This is a genomic window from Streptomyces sp. NBC_01224 (genome assembly GCF_036002945.1).
Lineage (GTDB): Bacteria > Actinomycetota > Actinomycetes > Streptomycetales > Streptomycetaceae > Streptomyces.
This window is the reverse complement of record NZ_CP108529.1, coordinates 2,876,313-2,894,254: the sequence shown is the minus strand read 5'-3', so window position 1 is coordinate 2,894,254 and position 17,942 is coordinate 2,876,313. Positions and strand designations below refer to the sequence as shown.

17 protein-coding genes and 2 pseudogenes are annotated in these 17,942 nt (G+C 68.0%); 10 read left to right on the top strand and 9 right to left on the bottom strand.

Annotated elements, in window-relative coordinates:
• Positions 1 to 69 precede the first annotated feature (69 nt).
• Entirely contained in the window at positions 70 to 477 is a 408-nt protein-coding gene (locus tag OG609_RS12315; RefSeq protein WP_327270928.1) for a YciI family protein, read from the top strand.
• 8 nt (positions 478 to 485) lie between these two features.
• A pseudogene (locus tag OG609_RS12310) lies at positions 486 to 695 on the top strand (sigma factor); the annotation flags it as partial.
• A gap of 170 nt (positions 696 to 865) precedes the next feature.
• Here OG609_RS12310 and OG609_RS12305 read toward each other — a convergent pair.
• From OG609_RS12305 to OG609_RS12295, 3 genes are all read right to left on the bottom strand, one after another.
• The gene (locus OG609_RS12305; RefSeq protein WP_327272844.1) at positions 866 to 1,501 is read right to left on the bottom strand and encodes a TetR/AcrR family transcriptional regulator; all 636 of its coding nucleotides are present in this window, start codon (positions 1,499 to 1,501) and stop codon (positions 866 to 868) included.
• A 4-nt stretch (positions 1,502 to 1,505) separates the two neighbouring features.
• Complete coding sequence (locus OG609_RS12300) at positions 1,506 to 1,943, bottom strand: hypothetical protein (protein ID WP_327272843.1); 438 nt, start codon at positions 1,941 to 1,943, stop codon at positions 1,506 to 1,508.
• 499 nt (positions 1,944 to 2,442) lie between these two features.
• On the bottom strand, positions 2,443 to 3,504 hold the full coding sequence (locus tag OG609_RS12295) for a MarR family transcriptional regulator (protein ID WP_327272841.1): 1,062 nt from the start codon (positions 3,502 to 3,504) through the stop codon (positions 2,443 to 2,445).
• Between the two features lie 584 nt (positions 3,505 to 4,088).
• Between OG609_RS12295 and OG609_RS12290 the strand changes: the two genes are divergently transcribed.
• From OG609_RS12290 to OG609_RS12260, 6 genes and pseudogenes are all read left to right on the top strand, one after another.
• The gene (locus OG609_RS12290; RefSeq protein ID WP_327278410.1) at positions 4,089 to 4,217 is read left to right on the top strand and encodes a hypothetical protein; all 129 of its coding nucleotides are present in this window, start codon (positions 4,089 to 4,091) and stop codon (positions 4,215 to 4,217) included.
• 291 nt (positions 4,218 to 4,508) lie between these two features.
• Entirely contained in the window at positions 4,509 to 4,829 is a 321-nt protein-coding gene (locus OG609_RS12280) for a hypothetical protein (protein WP_327272840.1), read from the top strand.
• Between the two features lie 31 nt (positions 4,830 to 4,860).
• Positions 4,861 to 4,950 (top strand): annotated as a pseudogene (locus tag OG609_RS12275) (IS5/IS1182 family transposase); the annotation flags it as partial.
• A gap of 181 nt (positions 4,951 to 5,131) precedes the next feature.
• A complete protein-coding gene (locus OG609_RS12270; protein WP_327272839.1) occupies positions 5,132 to 6,364 on the top strand; it encodes a helix-turn-helix domain-containing protein in 1,233 nt (410 codons plus the stop codon).
• Between the two features lie 94 nt (positions 6,365 to 6,458).
• Positions 6,459 to 6,689 carry a hypothetical protein gene (locus tag OG609_RS12265; protein ID WP_327272838.1) on the top strand — a complete coding sequence of 77 codons (231 nt, stop codon included), beginning with the start codon at positions 6,459 to 6,461 and terminating at the stop codon, positions 6,687 to 6,689.
• Positions 6,686 to 6,925, top strand: a complete 240-nt coding sequence (locus OG609_RS12260) for a DUF7848 domain-containing protein (RefSeq protein ID WP_327272837.1) — start codon at positions 6,686 to 6,688, stop codon at positions 6,923 to 6,925. Before OG609_RS12265 ends, OG609_RS12260 begins: the two co-directional genes overlap by 4 nt.
• 198 nt (positions 6,926 to 7,123) lie before the next feature.
• Here OG609_RS12260 and OG609_RS12255 read toward each other — a convergent pair whose 3' ends face one another.
• Entirely contained in the window at positions 7,124 to 7,891 is a 768-nt protein-coding gene (locus tag OG609_RS12255) for a transposase (protein WP_327272836.1), read from the bottom strand.
• Between the two features lie 72 nt (positions 7,892 to 7,963).
• Between OG609_RS12255 and OG609_RS12250 the strand changes: the two genes are divergently transcribed.
• A complete protein-coding gene (locus tag OG609_RS12250) occupies positions 7,964 to 8,347 on the top strand; it encodes a hypothetical protein (protein ID WP_327272835.1) in 384 nt (127 codons plus the stop codon).
• 37 nt (positions 8,348 to 8,384) lie between these two features.
• Here OG609_RS12250 and OG609_RS12245 read toward each other — a convergent pair whose 3' ends face one another.
• Positions 8,385 to 8,696: an NIPSNAP family protein gene (locus OG609_RS12245; protein WP_327278023.1), complete on the bottom strand. Its 312-nt coding sequence runs from the start codon at positions 8,694 to 8,696 to the stop codon at positions 8,385 to 8,387.
• Positions 8,697 to 8,843: 147 nt separating this feature from the next.
• Between OG609_RS12245 and OG609_RS12240 the strand changes: the two genes are divergently transcribed.
• The gene (locus OG609_RS12240; RefSeq protein ID WP_327272834.1) at positions 8,844 to 9,746 is read left to right on the top strand and encodes an NAD(P)-dependent oxidoreductase; all 903 of its coding nucleotides are present in this window, start codon (positions 8,844 to 8,846) and stop codon (positions 9,744 to 9,746) included.
• A gap of 56 nt (positions 9,747 to 9,802) precedes the next feature.
• Here the strand turns inward: OG609_RS12240 and glgB are convergent, their stop codons facing one another.
• The 4 genes from glgB to OG609_RS12220 form a co-directional block, all read right to left on the bottom strand.
• Positions 9,803 to 12,226 carry a 1,4-alpha-glucan branching enzyme gene (gene glgB, locus OG609_RS12235; protein WP_327272833.1) on the bottom strand — a complete coding sequence of 808 codons (2,424 nt, stop codon included), beginning with the start codon at positions 12,224 to 12,226 and terminating at the stop codon, positions 9,803 to 9,805.
• 160 nt (positions 12,227 to 12,386) lie between these two features.
• On the bottom strand, positions 12,387 to 13,787 hold the full coding sequence (locus OG609_RS12230) for a maltokinase N-terminal cap-like domain-containing protein (protein ID WP_327272832.1): 1,401 nt from the start codon (positions 13,785 to 13,787) through the stop codon (positions 12,387 to 12,389).
• Positions 13,788 to 14,022: 235 nt separating this feature from the next.
• On the bottom strand, positions 14,023 to 15,729 hold the full coding sequence (treS, locus tag OG609_RS12225; RefSeq protein ID WP_327272831.1) for a maltose alpha-D-glucosyltransferase: 1,707 nt from the start codon (positions 15,727 to 15,729) through the stop codon (positions 14,023 to 14,025).
• Entirely contained in the window at positions 15,726 to 17,777 is a 2,052-nt protein-coding gene (locus OG609_RS12220) for an alpha-1,4-glucan--maltose-1-phosphate maltosyltransferase (protein ID WP_327272830.1), read from the bottom strand. Before OG609_RS12220 ends, treS begins: the two co-directional genes overlap by 4 nt.
• Positions 17,778 to 17,942 lie beyond the last annotated feature (165 nt).

Below are 17,942 nucleotides of genomic sequence, written 5' to 3'. Positions count from 1 at the left end.
CTGTGGCCGGCTCCGTCCTCGCAGTGGACGCGACGAGAATGGGTCGCATCAGCATCGAGGAGAAACACGATGGCCAAGTACTTGCTGCTCAAGCACTACCGCGGCGCCCCGGCTCCGGTGAACGACGTGTGTATGGACCAGTGGACGCCGGAGGAGATCTCGGCGCACGTGCAGTACATGAACGACTTCGCGGCCCGGCTGGAGAAGACAGGCGAGTTCGTCGACGGTCAGGCGCTCGCCCCCGAGGGAGCGTGGGTCCGGTACGACGGCGAGGGGCGCCCGCCGGTCACCGACGGTCCGTTCGCCGAGACCAAGGACCTCATCGCCGGCTGGATGGTGATCGACGTCGACAGCTACGAGCGCGCCATCGAACTGGCCGGGGAACTGTCGGCCGCCCCCGGGGCGGGCGGGAAGCCGATCCACGAGTGGCTGGAGGTGCGCCCGTTCCTGGCCGCGCCGCCCACCATCACGGAGTGACCTCCCAGATGAACGAGGCCCTGCTCAGGAGCCTCACGCCGAGCGTGCTCACTGTCCTCGTCCGCCGCGGAGCCGACTTCGCGGCGGCCGAGGACGCCGTGCAGGACGCGCTCGTCAAGGCCGTACGCGTCTGGCCGGCCGGCCAGCCGCGGGACCCGAAGGGCTGGCTGGTCACCGTGGCCTGGCGCCGGTTCCTCGACGCCACCCGACGACAGGCGCTGGAGGCACCCGCCCCGGAGAACCTTGGCACGCTCATCGTGCAGGCGTGGGCACCCCGTCCAGCCCAGAAGGAGTTCCTGCACATCTGCGCTGAACAACGCATCGCGTTCGTGCCGTTCAACGAGATGTCGTGAGATGGCTCGCTGAATCCTGGGTTGCGCCACCAGGATCAATTTTGCTGGATGCCGGCGAGCAAGATGTCCGCGAGTTTGTCGGCGTAGTCGTCAGGGTCGATGTGGGGGTGCTTGGTTCCGAGGTATCCGATCATCACGCCGATCGCCCCTTGGTAGGTGATGGCCATCACGCGGGTGTCGAAGTCGCGCAGGGTTCCCTCGGCTTGGCCGCGTCGGAACAGCGATTCCTGTGCTTGGTAGGTCTCTTCGTAGGCGTCAGACGTCAGGCGCGGCGTGCCATCGGGGTGACGCAGGTTGTGAACGATGTGGTTGAGCGCGGTGAGTTCTCCCTGGTGGGTGGCGGTCAAGGCCGCAGCTCGGCGTAGGGCTGCGCGCATGATGTCCGGGACGGGCTCGGTCAGGTCGAGCGAGTCCGCGATGCGGTCGCGGATGGTAGTCATCGTCGCCCTGGCAGTGGACTCCATCAGGTCGTCCTTGTCGGCGAAGTAGTGCCAGATGAGGCCCTTGGATACGCCGGCCCGCTCGGCAACGCGAGTCAACGACAGGCCGTCGTAGCCGCAGTCGGCGAGCTCCTCCACGGCTGCGGTCATGATTTGTGCCCGGCGTTGATTCTCGTCGAGCCGCTGCCGACGTGCACCCGGCCTTGTGGTGTGTGAGGACGAAGTGGTCATGCCGTCACTGTGGATCATTGGCCCGGTCATCGGCGACTGGCCGGCTGCTCCGGCGAACCCGGATTGACAGGATCGCAAGGGTCAGCATCATCGCGGCGATGACGAGCATCTCTCCGCGCATCCACGCAGGGAAGACGCCAGGCAGCGCGGCCTCGACGAGATTCACCACCAGCAGGACACACCCGATGACGGTGAGTGCACGAAGGCCGGAGGGACTCCCTTTGAGTGCGGCGTGCGTTCGCACGGGCAGCACGATCGCGAACACGGCGACGATCACGGCGTGCCCCCATGCCTCGTCGGTCGCCAGATGCGGTGCCGCCACCGCCAGGACGGCCAGGGCCACCAGCGTGCCCAAGGCCACTAACACGTAGGCGGTTACCAGTCGCTTCACCCTCGCGAGCGATGCCGACCCGAGCTCATCTCTTGCAACGCTATTGACCATGCGGTCAATGTATCTCAGTTGACCAGGCGGTCAATAGAAGTGGGTGGGGTGCCTGACCGGTGAGCTTGCCGGGGGAGCAGTGGTGCACCGGTAGTCGAGGTGTGGTTGTGCGCTACGAGCGACCCCCGGCTGCACTCGATACACGCCCTGGCCAGGAGCCGGTGTCGTGCCCATCATGGTGATCGTGGGGTCGAGTGCGGCGGCTCGGTCGGCTGGTGTTGGGTCCGGGTGGGCATGGAGACAGGGCCTCTGGTGCGGCTCGGGGTTGTCGAAGACCGTCGAGCGCGCCAGGAGGCCCTGATGTTGCAATTGCGCGCCCTGGTCGGAGGCCCTTTGCTCCCGGAGGGTGACGGGGCCAGGGCGCCAGGCGCCAGGCGCCTGGTGTCCTTGGTCGGCCGGGCCCCGCCCCAGGGCCGTGCTGCACGGTCGACGGCCGGAGCTTCTCGGGGTCGCGCACCGCCCGGATGCGCGTGGTCCGGTCGTCTGCGAGGCCGTCGTGTCAGGGGTGTTTGAGCATGCCCCGGAGTTCGGCGACGAGGCTGCCGACGTTGCGTTCGGCGTTGGCTCCGGTGGCCTGCTCGCTTGCGGGGTCCGGGTCGGGTTTGCGGCAGGGGCGGCAGAGGCCGTCGGGGAGTGCTTCGGATGGGCCGGGTGTGCCGCATTCGGTGCATTCCACCATCAGGCGCCGGACGGGAGTACCCGGCATGGCCGGTGTCCGGGTGGTGGGCAGGTCGGGTGGGATCTTGTCGTTGAGGCGGCGGCGTACGAAGCCGATGGGGGAGTCGACCCGGGTGGGGAGGCCGGAGGTGAGGGCGTGGGTGAGGTAGTTGGCGTCCACGCCCCGGGCGAACCACTGGGTGGCCAGTGGTTCCAGGATGGCGCAGTCGGCGGCCGAGAGGGCCAGGCGCGGTTCGAGCCGGCCAAGTCGGGCCAGGGCGAGGTACGCGGGCGAGGGCTGCCCCAGGGCCGGTTCGGGGGTTCGCTGCTGCGGTACGACGGGTACGGGACCGGTCGAGGCGGGCTGCGCTGCGGGCTCGGCCGGTGTCACGGGGGCCGGGGTCGGCGGTTGTGCCCCGGCTTGGGGAGCGGGTGCTTCCGCGGGGACCCGGAGCGGCGGCGGGGGAGCGGTGGTTGCGGCTGCTTCCTGGGGGGCCCGGTCGTTCTCGGCGTCCAGGAAGGCGCCCCACCATTCATTGTCCCTGGCAGTGCGGGACCAGAAGGTGCGGGTGACCCAGCGGACCTGGCCGCGCTGCTCGACCCGGCACTGAGCGTGCCGCAGGTGACCGGCCACTCCCAGGGCCCTGAGGGCGCTGCCGACGGCCATCTGCCCGTACAGGGGGATGCTCTTGGCCAGCGACTTGATGTCCATGGCCGCACCTTCGGGCAGATGGTCGACGTACCCGGCGATGTACCGCTCCCGCTCGGGCAGCAGCATGAAGTCGTCGGCGCGCGCGGGGCGTTGGTCGGGTGCGGACCGCTTGCCATAGCCGCGGCTGGCTTTCGCGTACGGGTGTGAGGATGCGGGCGTATGCAGGGCAGGGCTAAGGTTCTCGGTAGCCACAGGATCGCTCTCGTTCGATCTTGGGGTGAGACCCCGGCCTGGTGCTTCCAACACCGCGTCGGGGTCGTTCGTTGGGGGCACCGTAAGCAGCCGCACCAGCGCGCCGCAAGCTGGTCAAGATTAGTCGTACTTGCTGGCCGTGGCGGGTCAGGGAGGACGGGGAGGTTTGCCCAACCCCCTTCTTTCGCCTACCGGTTGACCAAGAGCGCTCGAATCCCGGGGCCCGGATTCCGACGCCCGGATCCCGAAGCTCAAGCGTCGGACCCAGCCCTCTCCTCGTATCCACGAAAGAGTGAACCAGCCGATCCCGGAGCTCGAACCCCGACCCTCGAAGCCCGGAACTCGGATTCCGAGCCGCGGGGCAGCGCTGTTCGACCGGCGGAGCCAGACGTGGCCACCGCCCGGTCGTGGTATTTCGCAACCTTGCGACCAGTAGGCCGCATTGTGTTGGCCAGACTGATTTCGTTCTCAGCGACACGTGCCCACCCCCGATGGCGATCAACGTTTCGGCTCATTGTGTCTGCTCGTGCGATGTCGGATTCGCGAGATGTGAGGAAACCCAAGCCGTAACGGGGGACGGCCGTATGAGTTCTTCGAGTGTGACCAAGAAGTGGGCCCGCGCGGCCTTGTCCCATGCCGCCTTCACCGGCATCTTCCGCGCACATCTCGGCGCTTTGATCGAGGAGTTGGCCGTTCGCGACGCCGGGCGCTGAGCAGACCGGACAGGACTCGAAGGGTGGAACTGGACAGATCGAGCCCTGGTGGGTAGACAAGCACGCGATGCTCCGGGCGGACAGGTTGATCTGGGTCGACAACCCATCTACCAGGCGCTTCGTCCCTTCCCGCGCTCGGCTCGGCGTCAACTCGGTTCGCTGGCAATCAGGTCGGAAACAGCTCACTGCACCGACCCCTTGAGAAAGGGCTCCGATGAAGGCCGCGTGTACCGCGATGCTCACCTCCACCGTGATCAACGCCGTTGGCCCAACGGTCGGAATGGCCGGCTCTTGAGCGCCCGCCGGCAGATCATTGCCGCCTGGGCGGGGCTGTGCCTGGTCGGCATCGCCGCCACCTCCGCCCTCAACGCCGAGCCGTACACGGACAAGCCGGTGTCCCCCGCCGAGGAGCCGACGCCGACAGACACGTACGCCGTCGACTGCCAGGAGATCGCCGACGCCATCGAACAAGCCCGCGCCGAGGCCAAGCACGAGCAGCAGGAAGCGCTCAACCCGTCCGCGAACCCTGCGTACCAGAGCACAGTCACGGACGTGGCGGTGCCGGAGGAGTGCGCGGACGAACTCGAAGACCGCGGCCTGAAGACACGCTGAGGATGGCGCATGCCACGACCGTGCGCCCCGGCGTCTCCTTCGCGAACTACGGTGCAGCACCAACTGGATCACAGACCTGGTCAGTGCCGTACTCGCCCTCCATCTCGCCAGGTCGGCGTGAGGTTGGAATTGGCTCACTGAATTGCTGCGCCGTTCCTTGAACGGCGCCCCGTCGGCATGGCCCGCGGACTGTCGTCTCCGCCATCTGCCTGAAGTACGGCTTCTCACCCACCGACGACCAATTGACGGACGTCGTCCTCTCGCCGATCCCAACGGGCTTACGCTGAAAGGGAGGTGATCCCATGCCGCTGTCCGAGAACATTCGTAACTTCCGGCGTCGCGCCGGCCTGAGCCAGGAACAGCTCGCCGAGCAGGCGGGTCTTTCTCTGGGGGTCGTTCGAAAAGCCGAGCAAGGTGGAAGTGTGCGGGTCGAGACACTTCACATACTCGCCAGGGCACTTGGCACCACCACATCCAGCCTCTTCGAGACCGCAGCTCCCGAGCCTGTCCGTGGGGACGAAGGTGACAGCGTCCGCCTCATGGAACTACGCCGCGCGCTCATGCCGCCGGTCGGTCTCTCCGAGGTTCTCGTAGAACCTGAAGGGGCAGTCGGCCTCGCTTCCATCCGGCGGGACATCGACGACTCGCACGCCCTGTACCAAGCCGACCGTTACGACTCCGTCGCAAAGCGCCTGCCGGGCATCCTTCGCGCCGCCGAGGCCGCCGTCGTGCTCAGCGACGCGGGGGAGCCGCGACAGAGAGCCATCATGGTCAGGGCCAGTGCCTTCCTCCTGACGGGCAAGTACCTCACCCAGGTTCGGCGCTACGACATGGCCTACCACGCCCTGTCACACGGCATCAGGGACGCGAGGGAGACCGGCCGGACTCTCCTTGCGGCCACCGGGGTCGTCGGTATGGGCTGGCTCCTTCTGCGGCAGGACAGGTTCGACGAAGTCGAACACCTCGCCACCGTCACGGCCGCCGAGGTGGAGCCGCGTATGTCCAACGCCTTGCCGGGCCAGCTCGCCGTCTGGGGGGAGCTGTGTCAGCGCGTAGCCGCTGCGGCGATGCGGAACAACCGTCCTGAGGTTGCCAAGGAAGCCCGGCGCATGACCGCGACCGCAGCCTCGGCCCTGGACGTCGAGCACATCGACTTCCAGGAGCACTGGACCACCTTCGGGCCCGTCACGGCCGAGATGAAGGCGATCGAGGATCTCTCCCTCATCGGTGACGCCCGCGGAGTGCTTAGCCGGGCCGATGAGGGAACTCTGAGCCGCAAGGCGCTGAAGAAGTTCGGGCGGCCGAGCGCGAACAACTGGGACCGGCACCGTCTCGACGTCGCCAGGGCCCACGCGATGCTCGGCTCCCACCAGGATGCCATGGACGAGCTGAACACCATCAGGAGGGCTTCTCCCGAGTGGCTCAGGCACCAGCAGATGGCCCGCTACATCATGGGCGACATTCTGGCCGGACGGAAGCGTACCCTCACAGCAGATATGCGTGACATGGCAGTTCACCTGGGCATCGCCGGGTAGTTACTACGGAGCGTGGTGCATCCTTCTCGGCGGCCGGGAGAATGCCACAGACCGTGTCTGGTTCGGCACATTGTGCCCGCATAGCGTCTTCGGCATGGCGAACAACCAGCAGGCCGGGCCCCGGATCGGGGCGGTAGTCAAGGACACGAAGACCGATCGCTTCGGCGTCGTGATGGGCACCATCGGCGGGCTCATCCAGCTCCGCCCGATCAGCGGCGGACTGTCGTGGGAGGCCGAGCCGGACGGCATCGAGATGCTCTCCTCGCGCCAGGAGCTGACCGTTCGCCTCGCTGCTCTCAATGCCGAATCCAGGCGCGGAGCATGAGCGGGCCCCGGGCCATCGTGAGGCATGTCCAGTGGACCCTCGCGCCGAACCAGGAACCGGATGCCGAACCGCAGACGTACGCCATGCTGTGCGTCGTCTGCGGAGAGACCTCGGCTACAGCGGAGGACTGGGGCGCCCCGCAGGGATGGGCTCTCTCGCACTCGGGGCGCAATCCCTCCCACCATACGTACCGTGAGCTGATCACCAGGCCTTGGCGAACGTGGATGGACCCGTGATGAGGTCCCTGGGTCGTCTGTCAGCCTTCTCGCCCGTGCCGTCGGGCGGCAAGTCCACGGCGATTTGCGTCGAAGAATTTCACGGCCATGTCTTGGCATTCGGGGCAGTCGTCCAAGCCCAGCCCCTGGCCTAAGGGCTGTCCCGTAAATGACCTTCCACCGGGTGTGGCGTGGTCGGTGGTCACTCCGGCCGCTCGTCTATCCGGCGAGGCTGAGGTTGTGCATGCGCGCAATACCGAGCACGGCGTGGTGGACTCCGTCGCCTTTGAGGCGGCAGTCGCGGAGGGTCTTCCAGGTCTTCATGCGGGTGAAAACGTGCTCGATGCGGGCGCGGACCTGTTTGTGGGACGTGTTGTGGGCTTGTTTCCACTCGGGCAGGTCTTCGTCTCTGCGGCGTCGGTGGGGCATAACGAGACCGGTGCCCGGGTAGCCGCCGTCGGCGATCGTCATGGTCCTGCCGACGGCGGCCTTGGCACCGGATTCTTCCCACGCCTTGCAGTCGTTGCGGTTCCCGGCGAGAGGCCGGCCGACCACGACGACCAGGCGGGTGTCGGCGTCGATGACGACCTGGTGGTTGGTTGAGTATCGGTAGTTCTTCGACTGTGCGGCGATGGTGTGATCCCTGGTGGGGACCAGAGTGCCGTCCACGATGAGCACGGTGTCCTTGGCGAAACGCTTGCGGGGCTGGAGCGCGAGCATCGGCCCGATGTCGTCGATGATCCGGTCCGCCGCAGACTTGGACACCCCGAACAGCGGGTCGAGCTGGCGCATGGTCAGGTTCGTGCGCCAGTAGGTGGCGACCAGCAGGGCCCGGTCCTCCAGCGGCAGGCTCCATGGCCGGCCCTTGCGGACCGCGTCCGCACCCTTGCGCCGCAGAACCGTCACCAGCTTTCCGAAGGCGCGCGGGCTCAGCCCGGTGAACGGGGCTATCCAGGACGGCTCCGACGCCGTGATCACACCAGCCACACCGAGATCATCTCAGTTGCCGACGCTGCCCCATCTCCTCGATTCTGGGTGCTCGGCAAGCAGGGAGGGCACATGGGGCTGGTTCTTTTCCCGCGCGACGGAGACACCAGCAGCCCGGATGTCTCCTGGTCCTACGGCAGCTTTGCCGCGTTCCGGCGGCGTCTGGCCGAGACCGAGGGGTTCGTCCTCTCCGAGATGTGGGGCTTCGGCGGCGAGCGCTCGTGGAGCGAGGTGTCTACCGCTCTGGAGCCACTCCTCGATCATCCGGACGACGGCGGCGACGACCTCTCGCCTGCCGAGTGCGCGTCGATTCTGGTCCGGTTGGAGGCGATCACCGATCAGTGGGCACAGGAGGACGGCGATCAACTCCTCCAGCGGCACGTCGAGGACGCCCGCCAACTGGTGGGCGTCCTGCGACTCTGCATCGAGAAGGACGTTCCGCTGGTCTTCCTCTGAACCCCACCGACCACGGAACCCACTTACGGGACAGCCCTTAGGACGCGACGTCGAGCGGCCGCAGGAAGCGGCGCTCGTACCGCTTGATACAGCGGGTGTTACGAGCCAGTTCGAAGGCATCCTGGCACTCCGGGTCGGACATGCTGTCCGTGCGGTACTGCTCGTACGCGGCGAGACTGGGAAAGGAGAAGAGGGCGTACGCGATGTCGCTGTCGCCCTCACTCGGCAGGAAGTAGCCGTGGTGCGTCCCGCCGAAACGGTTGACGAGCCCGACCCAGCGGCGGCCGTATTCCTCGAAGTCCTCAAGCTTGTCGGCGTCGATCTCGTATTTCAGATGAATGGTGATCACGCCCACATAATGCTGCATGCCGGTTCAGGATCGAAGGCGGCCTGTGTGCCCCGAGTCCCGGCTGGCCTGGATGCTTTCCTTTTGGTGGGTATCTGAGAAATAAGTGGGTTCTTGGCGGGTGCATCCACCGCGATGACCATGCTGTGTATGACCACGCATACGAACAGCCCGTCCGCACCTGTCGACGTCACCGTCACCGTCACCGTCATCGGCCTCGGCGCCATGGGCCAGGCACTCGCCGGCGCCCTCCTGGACGCCGGCCATCGCACCACCATCTGGAACCGCTCTCCGGGCAAGGGTGAAAAGCTCGTCGCCCGGGGGGCTGTCCGGGCCGGATCGGCCGAAGAGGCCGTACGGGCAAGTGAGTTGGTGATCACCTGTGTTGTCGACCACGAGGCCTCGCGGCAGATCCTGGATCCGCTGACGGACGCGCTCGCCGGACGCGTCCTTGTCGACCTCACCTCGGACACCCCGGACCGCGCCCGCACCTCCGCGGCCTGGGCGGACACCCATGCGCTCGACTATCTGGCGGGCGCGATCATGGTGCCGGTCGAGGTGATCGGCGGGCCGGAGGCGCTGATCTTCTACGCCGGGTCGCAGTCCGCGTACGACAGGTACGAGGCGGTGCTCAAGGCGCTCGGCGCGGGCGCCCCGTTCCTGGGGCCGGATCACGCCCTCGCGGCCGCGTACGACATGGCGATGCTGGACTTCTTCTACGGCAGCATGGCGGGGCTGGTCCACGCCTTCGCCCTGGCCGGGGCCGAGAGCATCCCCGCCGCAGCCATCGCCCCGTATCTGCAGACCATCGTGAACATCCTGCCGCCCATCGTGGCCGGGACGGCGGCCGACATCGACGCGAAGGAGTACAACGGCGCGGGTGCCAACCTCGCCATGATGACCGCCGGTGTCGATCACCTGCTGCACGCGTCCCGCAGCAGGGGGCTGGACACATCTCAGCTGGAGGCGATCAAGGCCGTCTCCGACCGTGCGATCGCCAAGGGGCACGGCGCCGATTCATGGGCGAGCACGGTCGAGGCGCTCGCCGGCTGAGCGGGCATGGTGGTGGACCCGCAGCCCGGAGCCGGCCGCGGGCCCCACGGGTGGACTCAGACCGGCTTCAGCCAGACCGTCGCCAGCGGCGGCAGCGTCAGCAGGATGCTGCCGGGCCGGCCGTGCGCGGCCACCGAATCGGGCTTCAGTGGCCCGGGATGGTGTACGTCGCTGCCGCCGTACCGCGCGGCGTCCGTGTTGAGGACCTCCGCCCACGCCGCCTGATCACCGAGGACGTCCGGGACGCCGATGCGGTAGTCGTGCCGCACCACAGGGGAGAAATTGCTGACGGCGAGAAGCGGCGAGCCGTGCGCGTCGTAGCGCAGGAAGGCGAAGGCGTTGTCCTCGGCCGCACCGCCGTCCACCCAGTCGAAGCCCGCCGGGACGGTGTCGCGCTGCCAGAGCGCGGGGGTGGCGCGGTACACCGCGTTCAGGTCGCCGACCAAGGTGCGTACGCCCCGGTGGTCGCTCTCCGCCTCGTACGAAGGGTCGAGCAGCCACCAATCCGGACCGTGCCCCTCCGACCACTCCGAGCCCTGGGCGAACTCCTGCCCCATGAAGAGGAGTTGCTTGCCGGGATGGGCCCACATGAAGCCGAGGTACGCCCGGTGGTTGGCGCGCCGCTGCCACCAGTCGCCGGGCATCTTGCTGACCAGTGCCTGCTTTCCGTGCACCACCTCGTCGTGCGAGATCGGCAGGACGTAGTTCTCGCTGTACGCGTACACCATCGAGAAGGTCATCTCGTCGTGGTGGTACTTGCGGTGCACCGGCTCCTTCGACACGTACTGCAAGGAGTCGTGCATCCAGCCCATGTTCCACTTCAGCCCGAAGCCGAGCCCGCCGAAGCCGTCGGGGCCGACGTGGTGGGTGGCGCGGGTGACACCGTTCCAGGCGGTGGACTCCTCGGCGATGGTGACGACGCCCGGATTGCGCCGGTAGACGGTTGCGTTCATTTCCTGGAGGAAGGCGACGGCATCCAGGTTCTCCCGGCCGCCGCGCTCGTTCGGGGACCATTCCCCGTCCTCGCGCGAGTAGTCGAGATAGAGCATCGAGGCGACGGCGTCGACCCGCAGCCCATCGATGTGGAACTCCTCGCACCAGTAAGTGGCATTGGCGACAAGGAAGTTGCGCACCTCCTTGCGCCCGTAGTCGAACTCCAGCGTGCCCCAGTCCGGATGCGCCGCCCGTGACGGGTCCGAGTGCTCGTACAGCGGGCGGCCGTCGAACTCCGCGAGCGCCCAGTCGTCGCGCGGGAAGTGCGCGGGAACCCAGTCGACGATGACGCCGATACCGGCCCGGTGCAGCGCATCGACGAGGAGACGGAAGTCGTCCGGTGTGCCCATGCGTGACGTCGGCGCGTAGAAACCGGTGACCTGATAGCCCCAGGAACCGCCGAAGGGATGCTCGGAGACCGGCATCAGCTCCACATGCGTGAACCCCAGATCCCTTACATACGTGGGGAGTTGGGAAGCAAGCTGGCGGTACGTGAGTCCCGGCCGCCAGGACGGAAGATGCACCTCGTACACGGAGAACGGCGCCTCGTGCACCGGTAGGTCCCCACGGTGCGCCATCCACTCCTGGTCCTGCCACTCATGGTGCGAGGCCGTCACGATCGAGGCAGTGGAGGGCGGTACTTCGGTACGGCGGGCCATCGGGTCGGCGCGTGTGGTGTGCGAACCGTCCGGGCGGCAGATGTCGAACTTGTAGAGCGCGCCCTCCCCGATCGCGGGCAGGAACAGTTCCCACACCCCGCTGGAGCCGAGCGAACGCATCGGGAAGCCGGTGCCGTCCCAGTAGTTGAAGTCCCCGACGACCCGCACGCCGCGGGCGTCGGGGGCCCAGACGGTGAACCGGGTCCCCGCGACCCCCTGGTGTTCCATGGGCTGAGCGCCGAGGGCGGTCCACAGCTCCTCGTGGCGTCCCTCGCCGATCAGATGCAGATCGAGATCGCCGAGCGCGGGCAGGAAACGGTACGGATCCTGCACCTCGATCTCGTTGTCCTCGTAGCCGACCAGGAGCTGGTACTCGGGGAGTGAGGGCATCGGCAGCAGCCCGGAGAAGAGGCCGTCGCCGTCGTCGTGCAGTTGCGCCCGCAGCCCCTTGGCGAGCACGGTCACGGACCGCGCGTACGGGCGCAGCACCCGGAAGGTCACACCGCCGCGGACCATGTGGGCGCCGAGCAGGTCGTGCGGGGCATGGTGCTCACCGGCGAGCAGCCGGCCCCGGTCGCCGTCGGCGAGGGGGCGCGCCTGCCGCACTCCCTGGCCGCCGGTGCCCCCGCGGGGACGTGGCGGAGCGGCACCGTCACCGGTTCCGGTGGCTCGCCGGCCCGTCGGCTTCATCCTCTTGGCCGGGGCGGCCGGTTGCGGGGAGGGCGGGGTGGCCACCTCCGCCGGGGGCGCGGGAGGTGCCGTCTCGGCCGGTGTGAGCAGAGGGACTTGGGGGACCTCGGTGGCGGCGGGCGTTTTGCGGGCGGTCACGGGGACAGCCTCCTCGGAGGGTGTTGTCGGGGCGGAACAGGGCGGAACAGGACCGAACAGGGCGGAACAGCGGGGACGGACGAGGCAGGGCGGGACGGGGACGGGCGGTGGTGCGGTGCGACGACGGCGGGTCCGCTGACGGGCGACAGCACCCGGGCCGTCAGTCGGCGACGGCGGCCAGCCGCTGGATCGCCGCCATCGGAACCGGAAGCCAGTCGGGCCGGTGCCGTGCCTCGTACAGCACCTCGTACACCGCCTTGTCGGTCTCGTGGGCGCGCAAGAGCTCCGGTTCGCTGCGCGGGTCGACGCCCGAGGCCTTGGCATACCCCTCGCAGTAGGCGGTCCGGCAGCGTGCCGCCCACTCGGCGTTCCACGGGCGGTGCGAGCGGGCCGCGTAGTCGAAGGAGCGGAGCATGCCGGCGATGTCGCGTACCGGCGGCTGCGGACGGCGGCGCTCGGGCAGTGGTCTGGCCGGTTCGCCCTCGAAGTCGATCAGTGACCAGAAACCGTCGGCCGCGCGCAGCGTCTGGCCGAGATGGAGATCGCCGTGGACCCGCTGGGCCGCCCAGTTGTGACCCCGGTGACCCAGCGCGGCGACAGCGTCGAAGGCGGTACGCAGCCCGGGGACGTACGGCACGAGCGCCGGTACCGCCTGCGCGGCGGCTTCCAGCCGCTGCACCATCGCGGCGGCGAGATGCTCGGTCTGGGAGCGGCGCAGGGCGGGCGTAGGCAGGGCGGCGGCGAGCGCGGTGTGCACCTCGGCGGTGGCCCTGCCGAGCGCGTGGGCCTCGACGGTGAAGTCGTGGCCCGAGGCGAGGGCGCGCAGGGCGAGCTGCCAGCCGTCCTGCGCGCCGCGCAGGAACGGCTGCAGGACGCCGAGGGTGAGCGGCCCCGGGGCGGTGGCCTCGAACCAGGCGACGGGGGCAGGCACCCGTCCACAGCCCTCGCGCGCGAGCGCGAGCGGCAGTTCCAGATCGGGGTTGGTGCCCGGGAAGATCCGGCGGAAGATCTTGAGGATGTAGGCGTTGCCGTAGACGAGCGAGGTGTTGGACTGCTCGGTGTCGAGTACACGCGGCGCCAGCCCCGCGGCGATGGGGGCGCCGCCCCGGTCGAAGCGCAGGGCGCCGAGGGTGCCGGGAGTACGGAACCGTTCCAGCAGGAGTTCGGCCAGGCGCGGGTCGTGCAGTCCCTCGTAGACGGTGCGGCCGGCGAGCGGTCCTTTGGCCACATGACCGATGAGCGCGGACGCCAGCCGTGGCGGCAGCGCGGACCTTACGCCGAGCAGCAGTTGGTAGCAGTCGTCCGGCGACTGCGCGGGCATGGAGGGCTGGTGGACCCGGACCAGCAGATGGAGCAGTCCGGTCCCGGCGCGGCCGCCGACGGAATCGGTGCCCACCGGCAGTATCTCGGTCGCCGACACCAGCGAGAACGCGGTGATCGGCCGGCCCTTGCCGGCGAACCACCGCTGCCGGGGCAGCCATTCGTGCAGCAGTGGGGCGAGAGACGGGAGTAGAGCTGTGCTGTCAGTCAGGGCGACCCGAGTGGATGCAGCCTCCGACATGGCATCGCGTCCTTTCCCCGGGCACACCACAGGATGCGAAGAGTGTCCCGGATTGCGGCAATAGCTGTCCGGCTGTGCGGGACGTGTCGGGTCAGGATGGTCCGTACGGACTCGACTCGAAGGGATCGAAACGCCAGATGGGACCCGGAAGGGACCGGAAGTGCTCGTTGTGGGGGAGAGTGCGCCGTGCGGGGCGGCGGAAACCGCCCCGCGGTTGGAGGTGGGTGACGCCGGATCAGCTCGGTGATACGTCCTTCCGCAGCCGGAACCAGTAGAACCCGTGTCCCGCGAGAGTCAGCAGGTAGGGCCACTGACCGATGGCGGGGAAGCGCACCCCACCGATCAGCTCCACCGGATGACGCCCGTTGAACGAACTCAGATCCAGCTCCGTCGGCTGCGCGAACCGCGAGAAGTTGTGCACGCACAGCACGAGATCGTCCCCGTGCTCCCGGGTGAAGGCGAGCACTGCCGGGTTCGACGACGGCAGTTCGTTGAACGAGCCGAGACCGAAGGCGTGGTTCTGCTTACGGATCTCGATCATCCGTCGCGTCCAGTGCAGCAGCGACGACGGGGAGGCCATCGCCGCCTCGACATTGGTGACTTGGTAGCCGTAGACCGGATCCATGATCGTGGGGAGGTAGAGGCGCCCGGGATCACTGGAGGAGAACCCGGCGTTCCGGTCCGGCGTCCACTGCATCGGAGTGCGTACGGCATCCCGGTCGCCCAGCCAGATGTTGTCGCCCATCCCGATCTCGTCACCGTAGTAGAGGATCGGGGAGCCGGGCAGGGACAGCAACAGCGCCGTGAACAGCTCGATCTGGTTGCGGTCGTTGTCCAGCAGGGGTGCCAGCCGCCGACGGATACCGATGTTGGCCCGCATCCGTGGATCCTTGGCGTACTCCGCGTACATGTAGTCGCGTTCTTCGTCCGTGACCATTTCGAGGGTGAGCTCGTCATGGTTGCGCAGGAAGATTCCCCACTGGCAGTTCTTCGGGATCGCCGGTGTCTTCGCCAGGATTTCGGAGACCGGGTAGCGGCTCTCGCGCCGGACGGCCATGAAGATCCGTGGCATCACAGGGAAGTGGAACGCCATGTGGCACTCGTCGCCGCCGGCCTGGAACTCGCCGAAGTAGTCGACGACGTCCTCCGGCCACTGATTGGCCTCGGCGAGCAGCACCGTGTCCGGATAGTTCGCGTCGATCTCCTTGCGGACCCGCTTCAGGAAGTCATGCGTCTCCGGGAGGTTCTCGCAGTTGGTGCCCTCCCGTTGGTAGAGATACGGCACGGCGTCCACACGGAATCCGTCGATGCCGAGGTCCAGCCAGAAGCGCAGCGCGGAGATGATCTCCTCCTGCACCGCCGGGTTCTCGTAGTTGAGATCGGGCTGGTGGGAGAAGAACCGGTGCCAGTAGTACTGCTTGCGCACCGGGTCGAAGGTCCAGTTGGACGTCTCCGTGTCGACGAAGATGATCCGGGCGTCCGGGAACTGCTTGTCGTCGTCGGCCCAGACGTAGTAGTCGCCGTACGGGCCGTCCGGGTCGGTGCGGGACTGCTGGAACCAGTCGTGCTGATCGCTCGTGTGGTTCATGACGAAGTCGATGATCACGCGCATCCCGCGCTGGTGCGCGGCGTCGACGAACTCCACGAAGTCGGCCAGATCGCCGAACTCCGGCAGCACGGCGGTGTAGTCGGACACGTCGTAGCCGCCGTCGCGCAGCGGCGACTTGAAGAACGGCGGCAGCCAGAGGCAGTCGACGCCCAGCCACTGCAGATAGTCCAGCTTGGCGGTGATGCCCTTGAGGTCGCCGATGCCGTCGCCGTTGGAGTCCTGGAAGGACCTGACGAGGACCTCGTAGAAAACAGCACGCTTGAACCAGTCGGGATCGCGGTCCTTGGCCGGGGTGTCCTCGAACAGGTCGTGGACGGGCTCATTGACGATCATGGTGTGGGTGACCCTCCGGTCGGCGGGGACGGTCGCAGGACGACGATGTGCGCGGGCGTGACGCCCGGCTCCAGACGCACATAGAAGGTCCTGCCCCAGTGATAGGTATCGCCGGTGAGCTCGTCGCGCACCGGCACGCTCTCGTGCCAGTCGAGGCCGAGTTGCGGCATGTCCAACGAGACCGTGGCCTCCTGGGTGTGGTGCGGGTCGAGGTTGACGACCACCAGAACGGTGTTCGAACCCGAACGCTTGCTGTACGCGATCAACGCGTCGTTGTCCGCGGAGTGGAAGTGCACATCGCGCAGTTGCTGCAACGCCGGGTGGCGGCGCCTGATGCGATTGAGCGAGGTGATGAGCGGAGCCAGTGAACGGCCCTCGCGCTCCGCCGACTCCCAGTCCCTGGGCCGGATTTCGTACTTCTCCGAGTTGATGTACTCCTCGCTGCCGGGCCGGATCGGGGTGTTCTCGCACAGTTCGTACCCCGCGTACACGCCCCAGGCCGGGGAGAGCGTCGCGGCGAGAACGGCCCGCGCCTCGAAGGCCGGACGGCCCCCGTCCTGGAGGTATCCCGGCAGGATGTCCGGGGTGTTCACGAAGAAGTTGGGCCGCATGCAGGAGGCGGATTCGCCCGACAGCTCCGTGACGTACTCGGTGATTTCCTGCCTGGTGTTGCGCCAGGTGAAATACGTGTACGACTGCTGGAAGCCGATGGCGGCGAGCGTCTTCATCATTGCGGGCCGGGTGAATGCCTCGGCCAGGAAGATCACATCCGGGTCGGTCCGGTTGATATCGGCGATCACCTTCTCCCAGAAGATCACCGGTTTGGTGTGCGGATTGTCGACGCGGAAGATCCGTACCCCGTGATCCATCCAGAAGCGCAGAATGCGCAACGTCTCCCTGACCAGGCCGCGCAGATCCTTGTCGAAGGCGATCGGATAGATGTCCTGGTATTTCTTCGGCGGATTCTCGGCGTAGGCGATGGTGCCGTCGGCGCGATGGTGGAACCACTCGGGGTGTTTCTCGACCCAGGGATGGTCGGGAGAACACTGGAGTGCGAAATCCAGCGCGATCTCCATGCGCAGGGTGCGGGCGGTCTCGACGAAATGATCGAAGTCGTCGAGGGTGCCCAGCTCGGGATGGACCGCGTCGTGACCGCCCTCGGCCGAGCCGATCGCCCAGGGCACCCCCACGTCGTGGGGAGCGGGGGACAGCGAGTCGTTGGGGCCCTTGCGGTGGGTGGTTCCGATGGGGTGGACGGGCGGGAGATAGACGACGTCGAAACCCATGGCGGCGACCGCGGGAAGCCGCTCGGCAGCCGTACGGAAGGTGCCGCTGATGATCCTCGCCGGCCGTTGCGCCGCCTTTCCCGGCTTCCCCGCCCTGCCCTTCTTCTTCGCCCCGGCCGGTTCGGCCGGTTCGACCCTGGCGCCCTCCGAGCGGGGGAAGAGCTCGTACCAGGAGCCGAACAGGGCCCGCCGGCGCTCGACCAGCAGAGGAAGCGGGCGGGATGCGGTGACCAGTTCGCGCAGCGGGTGACGGTCGAGCGCGGCCTGCGCCTCGGGGACCAGTGCCGCGGCGAGCCGGGCGGCAGCCGGGCGGGACCAGTCGCGCAGCGCGTCGGTCGCGTCCAGCACCGCCTCGCGCCCGTCCCGCTTGGGTACGCCCGCGGCGGCCCGCTCGTACAGCTCGGCGCCCTCCGCCAGGACGAGCGCGGTGTCGATCCCCGCCGGGATCTTGATCAGGGCGTGCCGGCGCCAGGTGGTGACCGGGTCGCTCCAGGCCTCGACCGTATACGTCCAGCGGCCCTCGGAGACCGGGGTGACATCGGCGCCCCAGCGGTCGGTGCCGGGGGCGAGCTCGCGCATCGGCGTCCAGGGACCGGGGCGACCGCTCGGATCCAGCAGGACCACATTGGCTGCGACGGCGTCATGACCCTCGCGGAAGACGGTCGCGGTGACCTGGAAGGTCTCTCCGGTAACGGCCTTGGCGGGCCTTCTGCCGCAGTCGACGAGGGGACGGACGTCGAGGACGGGAATGCGACCGATCATGGAATCACCTGGGGACTGAGGCTCGGGCTGAACGGGGCGCGCTGCGGCCGCGGAGGGCGAAATGCGCGCACCGCGACCGATGGGGTCCGTCCTTTCTAGCTGCTCCGTTGACGGCTGATGGGGTGTGGGCATGGCCGCTCCTGTCCGCATTCACTCGAATGGCAC

Excerpts from the sequence above, each read along its gene's own strand:
- OG609_RS12315 (WP_327270928.1), top strand. The coding sequence starts at position 70 with ATGGCCAAGTACTTGCTGCTCAAGCACTACCGCGGCGCCCCGGCTCCG.
- OG609_RS12305 (WP_327272844.1), bottom strand. The coding sequence starts at position 1,501 with ATGACCACTTCGTCCTCACACACCACAAGGCCGGGTGCACGTCGGCAG.
- OG609_RS12300 (WP_327272843.1), bottom strand. The coding sequence starts at position 1,943 with ATGGTCAATAGCGTTGCAAGAGATGAGCTCGGGTCGGCATCGCTCGCG.
- OG609_RS12290 (WP_327278410.1), top strand. The coding sequence starts at position 4,089 with ATGAGTTCTTCGAGTGTGACCAAGAAGTGGGCCCGCGCGGCCTTGTCC.
- OG609_RS12270 (WP_327272839.1), top strand. The coding sequence starts at position 5,132 with ATGCCGCTGTCCGAGAACATTCGTAACTTCCGGCGTCGCGCCGGCCTG.
- OG609_RS12265 (WP_327272838.1), top strand. The coding sequence starts at position 6,459 with ATGGCGAACAACCAGCAGGCCGGGCCCCGGATCGGGGCGGTAGTCAAG.
- OG609_RS12260 (WP_327272837.1), top strand. The coding sequence starts at position 6,686 with ATGAGCGGGCCCCGGGCCATCGTGAGGCATGTCCAGTGGACCCTCGCG.
- OG609_RS12250 (WP_327272835.1), top strand. The coding sequence starts at position 7,964 with ATGGGGCTGGTTCTTTTCCCGCGCGACGGAGACACCAGCAGCCCGGAT.
- OG609_RS12240 (WP_327272834.1), top strand. The coding sequence starts at position 8,844 with ATGACCACGCATACGAACAGCCCGTCCGCACCTGTCGACGTCACCGTC.
- OG609_RS12230 (WP_327272832.1), bottom strand. The coding sequence starts at position 13,787 with ATGTCGGAGGCTGCATCCACTCGGGTCGCCCTGACTGACAGCACAGCT.
- treS (WP_327272831.1), bottom strand. The coding sequence starts at position 15,729 with ATGATCGTCAATGAGCCCGTCCACGACCTGTTCGAGGACACCCCGGCC.
- OG609_RS12220 (WP_327272830.1), bottom strand. The coding sequence starts at position 17,777 with ATGATCGGTCGCATTCCCGTCCTCGACGTCCGTCCCCTCGTCGACTGC.